At 63.6% G+C, this 15,582-nt stretch carries 14 protein-coding genes; 1 reads left to right on the top strand and 13 read right to left on the bottom strand.

The genetic code is table 11. The features are described from left to right. Positions 1-12: 12 nt before the first annotated feature. The 3 genes from DDF70_RS26175 to DDF70_RS36960 are packed head-to-tail and all read right to left on the bottom strand — an operon-like array spanning position 13 to position 2,599. Positions 13-1,407 carry a sensor histidine kinase gene (locus DDF70_RS26175; RefSeq protein WP_114947689.1) on the bottom strand — a complete coding sequence of 465 codons (1,395 nt, stop codon included), beginning with the start codon at positions 1,405-1,407 and terminating at the stop codon, positions 13-15. Then, entirely contained in the window at positions 1,404-2,066 is a 663-nt protein-coding gene (locus tag DDF70_RS26170; RefSeq protein WP_114947688.1) for a response regulator transcription factor, read from the bottom strand. Before DDF70_RS26170 ends, DDF70_RS26175 begins: the two co-directional genes overlap by 4 nt. Further along, positions 2,066-2,599, bottom strand: coding sequence for a PepSY domain-containing protein (locus tag DDF70_RS36960; RefSeq protein WP_162820677.1), 534 nt, complete (start codon positions 2,597-2,599; stop codon positions 2,066-2,068). The genes DDF70_RS26170 and DDF70_RS36960 overlap by 1 nt, the downstream gene beginning before the upstream one ends. 140 nt (positions 2,600-2,739) lie before the next feature. Between DDF70_RS36960 and DDF70_RS26160 the strand changes: the two genes are divergently transcribed. Beyond that, the gene (locus tag DDF70_RS26160; RefSeq protein WP_114947686.1) at positions 2,740-3,315 is read left to right on the top strand and encodes a hypothetical protein; all 576 of its coding nucleotides are present in this window, start codon (positions 2,740-2,742) and stop codon (positions 3,313-3,315) included. A 71-nt stretch (positions 3,316-3,386) separates the two neighbouring features. On the opposite strand, the gene DDF70_RS26155 is transcribed toward DDF70_RS26160, so the two are convergent. The 10 genes from DDF70_RS26155 to DDF70_RS26110 all read right to left on the bottom strand — a co-directional run bounded on the left by DDF70_RS26155 (position 3,387) and on the right by DDF70_RS26110 (position 14,805). Continuing rightward, positions 3,387-4,343, bottom strand: a complete 957-nt coding sequence (locus DDF70_RS26155; RefSeq protein WP_114947685.1) for an MBL fold metallo-hydrolase — start codon at positions 4,341-4,343, stop codon at positions 3,387-3,389. Beyond that, positions 4,340-5,548, bottom strand: coding sequence for an NADH:flavin oxidoreductase/NADH oxidase (locus DDF70_RS26150; RefSeq protein WP_114947684.1), 1,209 nt, complete (start codon positions 5,546-5,548; stop codon positions 4,340-4,342). Before DDF70_RS26150 ends, DDF70_RS26155 begins: the two co-directional genes overlap by 4 nt. 45 nt (positions 5,549-5,593) lie before the next feature. Then, entirely contained in the window at positions 5,594-7,330 is a 1,737-nt protein-coding gene (locus DDF70_RS26145) for an FAD-dependent oxidoreductase (protein ID WP_114947683.1), read from the bottom strand. A 141-nt stretch (positions 7,331-7,471) separates the two neighbouring features. Continuing rightward, positions 7,472-8,161 (bottom strand): EthD domain-containing protein, encoded by a 690-nt coding sequence (locus tag DDF70_RS26140; RefSeq protein WP_114947682.1) that lies wholly within the window; start codon positions 8,159-8,161, stop codon positions 7,472-7,474. 10 nt (positions 8,162-8,171) lie between these two features. Continuing rightward, positions 8,172-8,921: an SDR family NAD(P)-dependent oxidoreductase gene (locus tag DDF70_RS26135; RefSeq protein WP_114947681.1), complete on the bottom strand. Its 750-nt coding sequence runs from the start codon at positions 8,919-8,921 to the stop codon at positions 8,172-8,174. A gap of 205 nt (positions 8,922-9,126) precedes the next feature. Beyond that, on the bottom strand, positions 9,127-9,984 hold the full coding sequence (locus DDF70_RS26130; RefSeq protein ID WP_114947680.1) for an IclR family transcriptional regulator: 858 nt from the start codon (positions 9,982-9,984) through the stop codon (positions 9,127-9,129). Positions 9,985-10,015: 31 nt separating this feature from the next. Continuing rightward, positions 10,016-10,738: an ABC transporter ATP-binding protein gene (locus DDF70_RS26125; protein WP_114947679.1), complete on the bottom strand. Its 723-nt coding sequence runs from the start codon at positions 10,736-10,738 to the stop codon at positions 10,016-10,018. Positions 10,739-10,754: 16 nt separating this feature from the next. Next, positions 10,755-12,539 (bottom strand): branched-chain amino acid ABC transporter ATP-binding protein/permease, encoded by a 1,785-nt coding sequence (locus tag DDF70_RS26120; RefSeq protein ID WP_114947678.1) that lies wholly within the window; start codon positions 12,537-12,539, stop codon positions 10,755-10,757. 5 nt (positions 12,540-12,544) lie between these two features. Beyond that, positions 12,545-13,468 (bottom strand): branched-chain amino acid ABC transporter permease, encoded by a 924-nt coding sequence (locus DDF70_RS26115; protein WP_114947677.1) that lies wholly within the window; start codon positions 13,466-13,468, stop codon positions 12,545-12,547. A gap of 146 nt (positions 13,469-13,614) precedes the next feature. Then, positions 13,615-14,805: an ABC transporter substrate-binding protein gene (locus tag DDF70_RS26110; RefSeq protein WP_114947698.1), complete on the bottom strand. Its 1,191-nt coding sequence runs from the start codon at positions 14,803-14,805 to the stop codon at positions 13,615-13,617. Positions 14,806-15,582: the final 777 nt, after the last annotated feature.

Genomic DNA, 15,582 nt, shown 5'->3' with positions numbered 1-15,582 from the left:
CGGCATCGTCTCTTAAGAGCTCGTCGGCATGGCGCTCCTTGATGGTACAGGCACCTGCCCCGGTCGGCAAAGAGGGAGATCGAATACGATGCGGCAGCGCCCGTTGCTCTCGATATCCACGCTCGTTCCGTACTCCGCCAGGATATCTTCCACGATCCCGAGGCCGAGCCCACTCGAGTCCGGATCGGAACGTCCCGGCACACCGCGCTCAGGTCTGCCCCCGCAAGCATCGCCCGAGAAACCCGGTCCATCGTCCTCGACGCTGATCCGGACCTTGTCGCCCAGCCTGCCGATTTGGACCACGACCCGGGACTTCGCCCACTTGCGGGCATTGTCGAGCAGATTGCCCATCACCTCGCCGAAGTCGTGAGGATCCATGTCGACGGCCAGGCCCGCAGGAATATCGGATTCCCAGACCAGCCGCTCGCCTCTGGGCATGTGCTGCATCAGCCTCAGGAGGCGAGCGATGGTTTCATCCAATTGGGTATAGGCGCCGCAGCCCACGGATGCACCACTGGTGCGGGCCCGCGCGACCTCGCGCTCGACATGCGTGTAGATCAGCTGCAGCTGCTCCTGCATGCATCCTGCGACATCCTGCAGGCCCGCCTGTTCAAGCCGCCTCACCTCTCCGCGAAGAATCGTCAGCGGCGTCTTAAGCCCATGCGCCAGGGCGCCGGCACGGTCGCGGGCCTTGCGGACAAGATCCTCCTGCCGGTCGAGGAGCCTGTTGATGCTCTCGACGAGCGGTTCCAACTCAACGGGAAAACGGTACGTCATACGCCGGATCTGGCCGGTCTGGACGGCGCTCAGTTCATGCCCCACGGCCCGCAACGGACGCAGGCCCAGCGAGAGCTGAAGCCAAGCGAAGAGCACGAGGACCGCGGCAATGGGAATGAGGACCCGCGTGACGTCCCATCCGAAGGCCTGACGCAGCTCGACGACCTGTCCGTGGTCGAGGGCAACCGACAAGCTGACGCGACGAGGCCCCTGTGTGCCATCGACCGTGACCTCCCGCTCGATCACGTAGAGTTCCGATCCATCGGGCCCGTCCATCTCGAAGGCCTTGTCACGGTCGCCGTCTTCACGCGGTCCCGCCAGGGGAAGCTCCTTGTCCCAGAGAGAACGCGACCGCATGATCGGGCGTCCGCCCTCGGAAACCTGCCAGTAGGCTCCGCCATACGGCTGGTGATAACGCGGGTCCGTCAGCCTCTGGCCGATCCCGGCTTCTCCCTCCGTGCCGAAGGCCGTGGCAAGCTCCGTCCAATGAATGTTGAGATCTTGCTCCACGTAACGGAGCACCTGCCGTTCGAAGAACACGACGAGGGAGGCGCCGGCCACCGCAATCGTCACGACGATGGATGTGACGGCGACGACCAGCAGCCGCAGACGGATGGAATTGCATATCATGGCGCAGGCGTCTCCATGATGTAGCCATGACCGCGCCGGGTTCCGATCGTGTCAGATCCGATCTTGCGTCGCAGTCGGGCCACGAGAGCCTCGACCGCATTGCTTTCCGGCTCGTCCGAGCCATAGACGTGCTCGACGAGTTCGCTTTGAGCGACGACGCGGTCCCGGTTATGAGCCAAATATCGGAGCAGGCGAAACTCAAGGGGCGACAGCTCGATGGCTCTGCCGTTGAGCATCACCCGCAGGCGTCGCGTATCGATGCGCAGAGCGCCGATCTCGATCAGCGGAGTGACATGACGCCCGACCCGCCGCAGAAGCGCGGCCAACCGGGCGAGCAGCTCCTCCATCTCGAAGGGCTTGGTCAGATAATCGTCGGCACCGGCATCGATGCCCTCGACCCTTTGCAGCCAGGAGCCCCTTGCCGTCAGTACGAGGATCGGAACGGTGCTGGCTTCGTCCCGCAGCCGCCGCACCACGGACAGACCGTCGAGTTTCGGCAATCCCAAGTCCAGGATGAGCGCATCGTAATCCTCGGTCGAAGCCCGGAACCAGCCCTCCTCCCCGTCCCGGACGACATCCACGACATACCCGGTGTCGGCCAGGGCCTGCTGGATGTCACGGGCGATGGCCGGCTCATCCTCAACGAGAAGAACCCTCATTAGCGCCTCCGGATCTGAAGGATCTGACTGTTGCGGGCATCGACGACGACCTCCTGATAGCGTCGATCCCGGGTGAGAATGAGAAACTCATAGCGCCACTGGCCACTCCAGGATTGCCGTAGGTCGACCTCCAGGACTTGCCCGGGAACGGCTCGCGAGACTGTCGGAAGCACTGCACTCAGGGCAAGGGCCCATCCCTGCGAGACGGCCTCCCGGGCACTTTCGGAAGAGGTTCTGCCCCAGCCGCGTTGCGCCGGCTCGTCCTCGTCCTCACCGCGCCCTGGGCCTCGTCCGCGCCCCCCATCATCGCCACCCCGCCCCCTGCCCTGGCCTCCATCATCGCCGCCTCTACCGTTTCCGCCGTCATCCCCACCCCCCCGGCCGCTGTTGTCGCCACCTCCACGGCCGCCACCGCCATCGCCACCCCCACCACCGTCCCCATCCTTGGCGACGGCCGTGGCGGGACAGGAGCCTTCGAGGGCGGTGAAGGCCACAGTGGCTGCGAGCAGGACAAGAAGCTGACGTCGGATCATGAAATCTTCCAAAGCGATCCAGCATAGCACGGCGAAGCTGATATTTGGCTGACAGACCCCATCAGGTTCGCATGCCCCGTTCCGTACAAATTGCCCTGGCATCGGCGTCGGTCTTCGCGCCGGATGAACGGAGGAAAACGATGTTGAAGCAAGTCAAGAGCGAACCGAGCGTGCTTATCCTGGGTGCGGTTCTGGCATCCCTGACGGCTGCGGCCGTTCCGGCGGCTGTCATAAGTGCCTACCTGTCACCGGCCATGGCCCGCGGCGGGGATGACGGCGGACGCGGGGGTAACGACAGCGGCGGTCGAGGCGGCCGTGGGGGAGACGACCACGGCGGCGCCCGAAGCGGAGACGACAGCGGCGGGCGTGGGGGCCGTGGCGGGGATGATAGCGGACGCGGACGGAGCAGCGCTGACGGTAGCAACCGCGGCGGCGATGCCGGGCGCGGACGCGGTCGTGGCGCCGATGACGGCTCAACCCGGAGCCGCGACGACAGCACGCGCAATCACAGCCGGGCGGACGACAGGTCTCGGACGAGAACCCAGGATCAGCACCAAGCCCGGACACGCACGCGTGGGGCGAATGAGCTCGCCGAATTGCGGCGCGTGCGGGGGCGCGGCGCGGATGATGCCAGCGTTCTTGAGAATAACGGAGGCCGGCTGGATCGCGACAGGCGCTTCGAACCCGGAGATGACCGCAGGATCAACGGCCAATAGGCAAGTCTATCCGACGCTTCGTGCAAGGCGATCCGCACGAGAGGGGCACCCCTCTCGTGCGGTTGCTATCCTTAGCCCTGGAGCTGAGCCCACATGTCGCGGTCTCGCTCTGCCGTCCAGATGACAGGATGATCGATGCCGGAGGCCTCGTCGAAGGCGCGAGAGACGTTGAACGGCAGGCAATGCTCGTAGATGGCGAAGTTGCCGAACTTCGGGTCCATCACCTCGCGCGTGGCGGCAAAGGTTTCCTTCAACGAGCGCCCGCGTGCTACCGAAAGCTCGGCCGCGCCATAGAGCGTATTGACGAAATCGCGCGTCATGGCCACGGCCTCGCGCACTGCCTGATCACCTTGGAGCGCAGCGCCCCGCCCCGGCGCAATGGCCTTGGGCTGGAAGTCGAGGATGGAATCGAGCGTCTGGGGCCACTCGCGAAGATGAGCGTCGCCGCAATAGCAGGCGGAGTGGTACTCTACCAGATCGCCGGTGAACATCACCTCGGCATCCGGCACCCAGGCGACGATATCGCCCGCCGTGTGGCCGGCACCGAGATGGAATAGTTTGACCTCACGCTTGCCGAGGAAAACCGACATGCCGCTTTCGAAGGTCAGCGTCGGCCAGGTCAGGCCTTCCGGGATGCTGCTCTCGCCGCGGAAAAGGCGCGGGAAGCGGCCGATCTCGGAAGCCTTGTCCTGCTCTCCGCGCTCGACGATGAGATCGTAAGTGGCGTTCGAGGCGATGATGCCCTGCGCCTGATAGGCGGAGGCGCCGAGCACCCGCACCGCATGGTAGTGCGAGAGCACCACGTACTTGATCGGCTTGTCGGTGACGGTGCGCACGCGGGCGATCACGTCCTCGGCCATGGCGGGCGTCGCCTGGGCGTCGATGACCATGCAGCCATCATCGCCGACGATGATGCCGGAATTGGGATCGCCCTCGGCCGTGTAGGCATAGAGATCCGGCCCGATCTCGGTGAACGATACCGTCTTGGCGGCCATGTCTCCCGTCGAGGCAAAAGCTTTGGCAGTCATTGTGCTGTTTCTCCCAGCTGATGGCCGGAGCCTGTCAGACTCCTGACGCTGTTGTCGGTGAACTTGAGCTTCTCCATGAGAGGGGCTCGCTTTGCGAGCCATGGCCCATGCTGGATCGGCCAACCCTCAAACCCATGATCGTGGCCGAGCGCGTGAGCCGCATGGTGGGGCCAGTACGGATCGTAGAGAGCCTGCCGGCCGATGGCAATCAGGTCCGCCTTGCCTTCCTGGAGGATCGATTCCGCTTGATGCCCGTCGAGAATGACGCCGACGGCCTGGGTCATGACATTCGCGTCGCGGCGAACGCGCTCGGAAAATGGGACCTGGAAGCCGAGCCCACGCGGGACGTTCATGTTGCGCGTCTCGTCCGAGAGCCCACCGGAGGAGCAATCGATCACGTCCACGCCGATGGCCTTGAGTTCCCGCGCAAACGCGACGGAATCGTCTAAACCCCACCCGTCTTCGGTTCCATCGACGGCCGAGATGCGCACGAAGAGCGGCTTTTCCTCCGGCCAAACGGCGCGTATGTCGGCTGCGATTTCGAGGCCGAGCCGCATGCGGTTCTCGCGCGATCCGCCATATTCATCCTCACGGTGATTGGATCGCGGCGAGAGGAAGGATGCGATGAGATAGCCATGTCCGAAATGCAACTCCAGGACATCGAAGCCGGCCTTCTCCGCCCGTTTGGCTGCATCGACGAACATCTGCCGGGTTTTGGCGATCTCGTCCACGCTCAAGGCATCCGGTACGGACCATTCAGGCCCGGCCGCGATAGCACTCGGGCCGACCCGTCGCCACGGTTCGCCGGTCTCATGCAGCTGCGCCAATGTCAGCGCCCTGCCGCCCTCCCAAAGGGGTTGCGATCCGGCCTTGCGTCCCGCATGCGCCAATTGCACGCCGATGGCGCCGCCGTTCTGGTGAACGAAGTCGACAATGGCCTTGAAGGGAGCAACCTGCTCGTCAGCCCACAATCCGACATCCCGAACGCCGATCCGGGCGCTCTGCTCGACGGCTGTGCTCTCGACGAAAATCAATCCTGCTCCACCGAGGGCGAACTTGCCGAGGTGAACCAGATGCCAGGCCCCGGCCTGCCCCTGTTCGGCCGAATGCTGACACATGGGCGAAATGACGACGCGGTTCTTGAGAGTGAGCCCCCGGATCGTCAGGGGCTCGAAGAGTCGTGGCCGTTGGTATGCCGGTTTCATGGCTCACTCTCCCGAACGGTTGATAAGCGCCGTCATGTTCACGCCTCAAGCCGCCGGCCGGTTCGCGGTTGATGCAGCATCGGCACTCACGCCGGCGAGGTGCTTCCCTGCGATGAAGCCGAAGGTCATGGCCGGCCCGAGCGTGATGCCGCCGCCTGGGTAATTGCCACCCATGATGCTCGCCATGTCATTGCCGGCGGCATAAAGGCCGGGAATGGCATTCCCGCTCTCATCGATCACCCGCGCATCGGCATCGGTGCGCAGTCCCGCGAAGGTTCCGAGATCGCCGGGCACGACCTTCACGGCATAGAACGGGCCGTTCTCGATGGGACCGACGCAAGGGTTGGGCTTGTGGTCGGGATCGCCCAGATAGCGGTTATAAGCGGTGCTGCCGCGTTTGAATTGAGGATCCTCGCCCCGACGCGCGTCGCGATTATACGTCTCGACCGTCTGCTCGAACGTGGCGGCGTCAATGCCGAGCTTCTCCGCGAGTTCGCGCAGGGTGCGCCCCTTCACCAGATAGCCGTTCTGCAAAGCCGGCGTCAGAGGCACCGGGAACGGCTTCACGAAGCCAAGGCCATAGCGGCGGATCGTCGGATGATCGACGATGAGCCAGGCTGCCTTTTCCGGATTGTCGCCGCAGGCATTGACCATGGCCTGCACGAAATCGTGGTAGGAATTCGCTTCGTTCGTGAAGCGCTTGCCGTTCTTCGTCACGGCAATGACGCCGGGCTTGCCACGGTCGATGAAGTGCGGGAACGGCCCTGAAGTGCCGTCACGGCGCGGAACGAGGGACACGGGAACCCAGGCTGCCGCATTGGGAAGCCCCTCGATGGCCTTCCCGCCGACCCGCTCGCCGAGACGGATACCGTCGCCCGTGTTGCCGGGAGGGGCCGGAGACCAATGCTCGGCGCCTGTCGGCGCATGCGGGAACAGCTCTTTCCGGCGCAGCATGTCCTGCGGGAAACCGCCGGCCGCCAGCACCACGCCTCGACGGGTGCGGACTTCTGTCATTCCGTCCTCGGTCTGAACGAACGCGCCCTTCACGGCACCGTCTTCCACGATCAGATCCTTCACGGGCGAAGAGGTCCAGATCGGAATGTTCTGGTCCAAAGCCGACTTGGCGAGACGCCCGATGAGAGCGTTGCCGTTCGTCAGGCGCATCGCACGGCCGTGGGAGACGAGATCGCGGCCATACTTCGCCAGAAGCACGCCGACATAGGCGGCCGATTTGACGGAGCGCGTGACGTTGAAGAAATGCAGGAGCTCCTTGCCCGATCCGATCATCATGCCGAGGAACGTGATCTCCTTCAGCGGGGGCCTCAGGCGCGCGATCTCCTTGCCGAGGTTACGTCCATCGTAAGGCGTCGCCACGACGGAGCGGCCGCCGGGCATGCCGCCCGGAGCATCCGGATGATAATCTGAGAAGGCCGGGCCGAGGGTGAAATCCATCTCGGTCTTCTCCTGGAAGAACTCGATCATCTTCGGGCCGTTCTCGAGGAAAGCATCGACGCGAGCGGCATCGAAGTGATTGCCGGCCTCGTGCTGAAGATAGGTGCGGGCCGCCTCGCGGGAATCCTTGAATCCTTCACGCTTGGCCAGCGGATTGCAGGGGATCCACATCCACCCGCCGGAGCGAGCGGTCGTTCCACCGAAAACAGGTTCCTTTTCCGTGATGATCACGTCGAGGCCGTTCAACCGGGCCGTCAGCGCGGTTGCAAAACCACCGGCGCCGGACCCGACAACCAGAACATCGCAGGTGACAGTTTTCGTGGGCTTCATGGCGTTCCTCATATCTCGCCCCGCTCTATCGTCCGATGAGCGCTTCTGATTCAGCATTTGCGAATGCGTTCGTTGCATTTGTTTTAGACGAATGCGTTCGCTATTTCAAGATGGTTCTGAGCGCCGGAACTGCCCAGCTCGTCAGACCACTTCATGCGTCTCGACGAGGAACGTGGTGATTTCCTCGATGAAGCTGAGCGCATGGGTCTGCGAGACATTGGCCGCGGAAGAGCGAAATGCTGCTTCGATATCGGCGACGGAGCGGAACCACATTTCCACCATGCCATCGATGGGAAGCTCTTCGTCGGATGCAGGTTTTCCCAGACCGGCGCTGCGGTCGGTGACGAAGTTCTGGGTGTAGCCCATGAGGTTCGGAAATTTCTTCACCGCGTCGGCATGAAAGCCCCACCATTCCGACTTGAACTGCTCAGACGTAAGGCCCCGTTTGCGCGTCAGGATCGACATGCGCTTGACGAGCGGCCCTGCTGCGGCGTCGAGCGGTACGACGACGTTCTGTTCGGCCGTGATCAAACCCGTATTGCCGACGAAGCGCACATGATCTTGAGCCACCTCCCGATACGCGTCGGACGAGATTGCCCGATGCATGTCGTCGATGCTGTCGAACCACAGCTCAGAAATTCCGTCGATCGACCACGTACCCCTCGCATGATCGATCGCAAGCTGGCGACTATCGACGACGTGGTTCTGATGGTAGCGCCTCAAGCCCGGGAGGCGCGCTGCCAAGGGCCCGTGCACGTCGCGCCAGTGGCTGCGGAAGTCCTCGATGCTCGAACCCGGCTTGCGGGTCAGAAGTCCCATGCGAACGATCATGAGGCTCTCCTCAAACGGCGAGATAGCCGCCGTCGACCACGAGCGTTGTGCCCGTCACGTAGCTCGACATGTCGGATGCCAGAAAGACCGTTGGGCCGATCAACTCCTCGGGCTCGCCGAAGCGGCCGAGCGGAATGCGCGAGAGGAAGCGCTCGGCCCGCTCGGGATTGGTGCGCGTGGCTTCGGTCATCGGCGTGTTGAGCGTTCCCGGCGCGATCGCGTTCACGCGAACGCCGTCCTTGGCCAGCTCCTGCGCGAGATTCTGCGTCAGCATGCGCACGGCAGCCTTCGACGTCGAGTAGCTGATCGATGTCGACGTGGATACGAATGATGCGATCGATGCCATGTTGATGACGGTGCCTTTCGTGGCCCGCAAGGCGGCAACGAATGCGAGCGTCACATTGAGCGTACCGTCGAGATTGACCTGCATCGCGGCATCCCAGGAGCGCCGCACGTCGGGACTGTCGATGGTGTTGCGCGGGCATATGCCCGCATTGTTGACGAGAACCGAGACTTGGCCGATGGACGTCTCGACTTCGTGTGCCAGTGCATTGCAGGCTTCGGCATCGGCCACGTTGAGCGTGTAGGACCATGCCTCTCCACCCGCCTGGACGATACCCTCGGCAGTTCGCTTTGCCGCATCGCCATTCAGATCGGTCACAATGACCCGAGCCCCCTCCGTGGCGAGCCCGCGCGCAATGGCGGCGCCATTTCCCTGACCGGCACCGGTGACAAGTGCGATACGCCCTTCGAGCAACATCTGCTTCGGCTCCCTTATGTGATTGAGAAGTTCGCCCAGTCGTGCCTCAGTGGGCGTTTGCATCAGACAACCATATGACGAACGCGTTCGCAAATAGCGAATAGTCGTAGATCGGCGCACACTTCACAAGCTAGGCAGAAACGCAGAAGAGCAGGCTCCGCGCAGCAGGGCGCGCAGCACAAAAGGCAAGCGATCGAAAGAGCGCTTAGGCGCGGCGTCGGCGCTTGGTGACAGGCGCCGAGACGATCTCGGCTCCTTCGTAGGGCGCAGCCTCGCTGTCGGCATGCGGTGCATAGCCAAGCTGCGTTGAGAGCTTTCGGGTAAATGCAAGCAAGGCCTTTGCGTCGGCACTCTTGGGACCGATGTCGAGAACGCCCGTGGGGCCGATCAACGTGATGGCGAGCTGCATCTGCCCGCTGTAATCGAAAACGGGCGCCGCAATGCCGTTGATGCCGGTGACGGGTTTGCTCTCAGTGGTCGCGTAGCCAAGCCGTCTGGCCGTTGCCACTTCGGCTTCCAGCTCCTTGCGCGAGGTCGGCGCGCCGACACCTTGGATGCGGGCGCCTTTCCGGAGCTCCTCGGCCAAATGCGCCTCGATGATCTTCGGGGGCATGAACGCGGCGAAAACCTTGCCGGTTGCCGTCCCAGTGATCGAGAAGACGGTTCCGGTCCGCACATTCACGTGGACCTGATCGCTGCCTTCCTGGACCTGGACGATGGTGGCGCCGTGGGTTCCCCACACGGCAATGGTCACCATGAGTCCGATCTCTTCGGCGAATTCGACGACCGCATGCGCGGCGAGGCGCAGCGGATCGAAGCTTCGCAGGCGCGCGATGCCGAGCTGGAGGGCGAAGGGGCCGAGCAGATAGCGCCCGCTCGCCACATCCTGCTCGACGAGTTCCAGTTTGCGGAAGCTGACGAGATAGGCATGCGCCTGGGCCGGAGCGACATCCGCCAGAGTAGCCAGTTCCCGCAACATCAAGGGTTTGCCGGCTTTGACCAGCGCCGCAAGGATCCTGCCCCCGACCTCGACCGATTGTACGCCGCGTCCGTCGATACTCATCGTTCAATCCAATCTTCCCGAAGGCCGCGGATCATGCCGTGCCGTGGGATACCCCGAGATAGGCTGCCCGAACCTTCGGATCGTGAAGGAGCTGCTGCCCTGTCCCGGACAATGTCACATTGCCGGTTTCAAGAACATAGGCCCTGTCGGCGATCGCCAGTGCCATATTGGCCATCTGCTCCACAAGCAGGATCGTAATGCCCGACCGGCGTAGAGACACGATGATGTCGAAGATTTCCTGGATGATCTTCGGCGCGAGACCGAGCGACGGCTCATCGAGCAGGAGGAGCCGCGGCTTGCCCATGAGGGCGCGGGCGATGGCCAGCATCTGCTGCTCGCCACCGGACAGGGTCACGGCAAACTGGTTCCTGCGCTCGCGCAGGCGGGGGAACAGCTTGAACTGCTCCTCGACTTCCGCCTCCAGGGCCTCGTTGGAAAGCCGTCGGAAATACGCCCCGAGGGTCAGGTTGTCATAGACCGTCTGGTCCGGGAAAACCTGCCTGCCCTCCGGGGACAGGGCGATCCCGCGCGCGACCCTGCGGTGCGGTGGGAGCTTGGTGACATCTTCCTTTTCGAACAGGATCTGCCCGGAGCTGACCGGCATCAACCCGGCAATTCCTTTCAACAAGGTGCTCTTTCCAGCTCCGTTGCCACCGACGATAGCGACAACCTCACCGGCTTCGACCTCGATGGTGGCTTTTCGGACCGCCGAGATCGGGCCGTAGGCGAGATGAACGTCCTGAATTTTCAGCATTGTCGCTCTCCTGGCCTCAAGCCGCCTCAGTGGAGGTGCCGAGATAGGCTTCCATGACCCTCGGATCGGACTGGATCTTGGCCGGTGCACCCTCGGCGATCTTCTGGCCGTAATCGAGAACGATCACGTGGTCCGAGATGGACATGACGAGATCCATGTGATGCTCGATCAGCAGGATCGTGATCCCCTCGTTGCGGATGCGCACGAGCAGTTGCCCCAGCTCCGCCGTTTCCTGAGGGTTCAGACCCGCGGCCGGTTCGTCGAGCAGGAGAAGGAACGGCTCGGACGCGAGAGCCCGCGCCAGCTCGACCCGGCGCTGGAGGCCGTAAGCCAGGCTCCCGGCCGGGGTCTCGGCATAGCGGGACAGGCCGGTGAAGGCCAGGATGTCGTTGACCTTGCGGAGCGCCTGGGCCTCTTCCCGCCATGCTTTGGGAAGGCCCAAGAGCGATGAGGCGAAGCCGTTCCGCATCCGGGAATGCTGGCCGAGCAGCACGTTCTCGCGCACGGACAGATCCTTGAACAGCCTGAGGTTCTGAAAGGTTCGGGCGATTCCCTGGTCGCAGATCCCATGCACGGATTGCTGGGTGATCTCGTGTCCGAGGAAAGTCACCTTGCCCTGGTCCGGGCGGATGATCCCGGTCAGCATGTTGATGAAGGTGCTCTTGCCCGCCCCGTTCGGGCCGATCAGCGCATGGATATGCCCTTCCGTCAGGTTGATGGAGACATCCCTTGCCGGAATGACGCCACCGAAAGCCTTGTTGAGCTTGTCGGCCGTCAGAAGGCTTCCCGCTCCCCCCCGAGACAGGGCCCTGGTCGGCAGCTTGGGGGCAGCGATGCCGTGCGCCGCTCCGGCATCGGTGCTCGTGCCGCGGACCAGGCCCATCTTGTGGAAGAGCGATCCCAAGACGCCTGCCAGCCCCTTGGGCATGGCATAGAGGGCGAACAGCAGCAGCGCGCCATTGACGAAATGCTCGATCCAGGACCAGCGCGCCACGAGGGCCCCGATGATCACGAGCGTCACGGATCCGAGCAGCGGTCCGTAGAGCGATCCGCTTCCGCCGAACAGCACCAGCAGAAGGATGAAGACCGACAGATGAAAATTGATGAAGTCGGAGTTGATGTACTGGTTCTGCTGCGCCACCAAGGCACCGGCAAGGCCGCAGGTCACGGCCGCGATCACGAAGGCCAGCACCTTGTAGCGATACACCGCGACGCCGACCGCCCCGGCCGCCACCTCGTCGGCCTGAAGCGACAGGAAGGCGCGCCCGAACCGCCCGCGGAGCAGGTTGCGGAGCAGAAGGTGAGCCACGAGGCACAGGAGCAACCCGAACCAGACCCACTGCACCATCGTGAACGGCGTGCCACCGATGTTCAGCGGCTGAATCGAATAGATGCCCATGGCACCGCCGAAGACCTCGGAGCCTTCCGTCACAACCTTTTCGATGACGATGCCGAAGGCCAAGGTCACCATGGCAAGGCTCGGACCTTTCACACGCAGCGAAGGCACGGCGATCAGGATGCCGAACACGGCCGAGACGAAGCAGGCGAGCAGCAGCGACAGCCAGGGGCCGACCTCGTAGCGCGTGGTCAGGAGCGCGACCGCATAGGCTCCCGCGGCGAAGAGACCGGCTTGGCCGAGAGATTTCTGTCCTGCGAAGCCCAGCAGCACGTTCATGCCCGCGGCACAGAGGAAATAGACGCAGATCATGAAGAGCGTGCGCAGATAGAACTCGTTCTCGATGAACGAGGCGCCGATCGCAAGAGCCGCAACGAGGATGATGGATCCGATGACGTGGCGCATGCGCTTTAAACCTTGTCGACGGCAGCCCGGCCGAAGAGGCCCGCCGGACGGAATGCCAGAACCAGGATGATCAGTCCGAAGACGACGATCTCGCGCCACTGCGCCTGCCAGAGACCGACGGCGGATTCGAGAACGCCCAGGATGAAACCGCCATAGATGCAGCCGCGCGGATTGTTCAGCCCCCCGATGATGGCGCCCGAGAACGCCTTGAGGGCAAACCCCATACCCATGAAGAGCGACGCCGAGGCAATCGGCGCGATCAGGACGCCGGCCACCCCCGCGAGGCCGCTCGACAGGGCGAACGCGCCGATCATGACGAGGTTGACATTGATGCCCATGAGGCTCGCGGTCTGCGGCGAATGCGCGACGGCCATCATGGCCTTGCCGATGCGCGTGCGGCGCATGACGAGATCGAGCGCGATCATGATCAGAATGGCGCAGGCAAGCACGAGCAGTTCCTGCGGCCGGACGCCCGCTCCCGCGATGCGCAGCACGTCGTCGCCCAAGGGAGACGGCACCATGACGGGAGCGGGACCCCAGATGGCGAGGCCGACGCTCTGCAGGATCACGCCGAAGCCGATGGTGCTCATCACCCAGTTCATGCCGCCCTTTCCGGCGAAGGGGCGCACGGCGAGGACGAAGATGAGAATGCCCATGACGCCCGCCACCACTCCGGCGCCGACGACCGCCGCAGGATAGCGCCAGGCGGCCGCCGCTTCACTGGGAACGGCCGTTGCCGTTCCGGCGAGACCGGACAGCAGCAGAAGCATCGTCACACCGATGAAGGCGCCGAACGAGATGAACTCGCCCTGTGCGAAGTTCAGCGTCTTCGTGGTCGTGAAGGTGATGCTGAAGCCGAGGGCAATCAGGGCATAGACCCCGCCGACGGCGAGGCCGCTCAGGAGAGTCTGGAGATATACGTCCAGCATGGTGCGTTCCAACGATGCAAGGTGTCAGGCCCGCCGATCACGGCCGGCGGGCCTGGAGTATTGGACGGAGAAGCGGACCCGGTTCGCCGTCGACAATACGGCCGATCAGAAAGGAGGCGATCCACTCGCCCCTCACGATCATCGGCTTACTGCGTGAAGTCGGAAGGCTTGAGGGCCTTCACCACGTCGTCGCTGTAGGAGACGAGCTTGCCGTCCTTCCAGTGCGTCCAGCGATAGTCGGAAGCGGTCAGCGCCTCGTGCTCGGTTGCGGAGAACGGCTTGTTGTAGGTCTTCATGATGCCGTCGACCGGCGCCTGAAGATTCTCGAGCGCCTCGCGCATCTTCGGCCCTTCCGTGCTGCCCGCCTGCTTGATGGCGGCCGCCGCGATCATCGTCGCGTCGTAGCAATGCGCCGCGAAGCTGAAGGCGCTCTTGGAAGTCAGCTTGGAACCGAGACGGTCATAGAGCTGCTGCTGCTTCGGCGTACGATCCTCGGTGATCGTGCGCATGAAGATCGGCTTCTCGGCAAGGGTCTTTCCGGCCGTATCGAAGAAGCTCGCATTGTCGGAGGACCAGGAGGTCAGCGTGACGGGGAAGTAGTTGATCTTCTCCATGCTGCGCACGAGCTGTCCGATGGGCGTGCCCTGCGCCCAGACGAGAACCGTATCGACGCCGGCGGCCTTCATCTTGTTGAGCTGCGAGGTCATGTCGGTGTCGTTGACGCCGAACTTCTCGGTCGCGACCGGCTTCAGTCCCTTGGCATCACCGAGCTCCTGAAGATCCTTCAATCCGCCCTGGCCGTAACCGGTGGTCTCGACGAGATAGCCGACATTCTTGGTGGAGGGATTGTTCTTCGCGTAGGCGATGAGGCCGGCGACCTGCGCACGGTCGACCATCGACACGCGGTACATGTAGTTCTCCGCGCCGGCAGCTTTCGTGATGTCGGTCGCCGAGCCGATGCAGCCGATGGACGGGTTCTTCTTCTGGTTGGGAATGTGCTTCCAGGCCAGCGCGTTTCCGGAATTGGTCGGGCCGAGAACCGCAACCACCTTCTCGTTGTCGATCAGGTCGCTCATGTTCTGGATCGACTTCGGCGGCTGCGAGAGATCGTCGCGAACAACGAGCGCCAGCTTGCGGCCGAGAACGCCACCCGCGGCATTGATGTCTTCGATCGCGGCCTGGATGCCCAGCACGCCGGCCTGTCCGCTCTGGGCGGACGGCGAAGCCGACAGATCGCCATTGAAGCCGATCTTGATTTCCTGAGCATAGCCGACGGTCGAGATGGTGAGCGCGCTTCCGAGAAGAGCCGCTTTCAGCGCTGCAGATTTTGGCGTCATGGTGTTCCTTCCCTCAAGGGTTCGATTTCTTCTGCGGAAGCAACGCCAATCGCGCGCCGTCCGCTCAAGGCTTTTCAGCTCGGCAAGAGTCTGCCGGTTGTCGAAAGTCGAACGGAAGGGAGGAGCGGCGCGGAGTTCTTCCCGCGCAGCCGGCCGCGACGGCTCAAGCATCGCAGTTCTCGGCATCAGGGCGCTTCTCTCCTTCTGCGTTTTCATGTCCGCTCTTGTGTCAGAGCTTGCTCATAGTGGTATCTCACAGCGAACGCGTTTGCAATAGACGAATGCCCGACTTTAGTCGCGTCCTCGTCGGGCTGATGCTGGCCGACGGGAGCCCGATGCCGTCATGGCGGGCCCTGAGCCAAGCATTCACGCCCTGGCAGCGTTGCGAGTCCGAAGACGGAAGGCGGATCAAGTCCGGCCATGACGCGGCGAGTGGAGGTCCGGGAGCGGGTGCAGGATAGGGCACCGGCACCGGCGCCTTGTCATTCCCGCGCAGGCGGGGATCCAGAACCACGACGTCAAAGAAGGAGCGCGCGGCGGCGAACCTCATTCGGCATCATCCGTGGTTATGGGTCCCGGGTTCCGCTGCGCGGCCCTGGGATGACGGTGGATGGGTCTCTGTCAAAGAGCCAGCGCCTGTGGGCCCGCAGCTTGCGCTGCGGGCCGTCAGGTCAGTCGAGGGAGGTGCGCTGCGCGGCCCGGCTCGATGATGAGGGTGGAAAGTGGAAGAGCCGGACGGCGCCTCGCACGCGGTTCTTTTCAGGTGGACCAGCTGGG

Origin of the sequence: Microvirga calopogonii (assembly GCF_003347665.1) — a bacterium.
Lineage (GTDB): Bacteria > Pseudomonadota > Alphaproteobacteria > Rhizobiales > Beijerinckiaceae > Microvirga > Microvirga calopogonii.
Note: the sequence above shows the minus strand (reverse complement) of the source record. Positions and strands in the feature narration are given on the sequence as shown.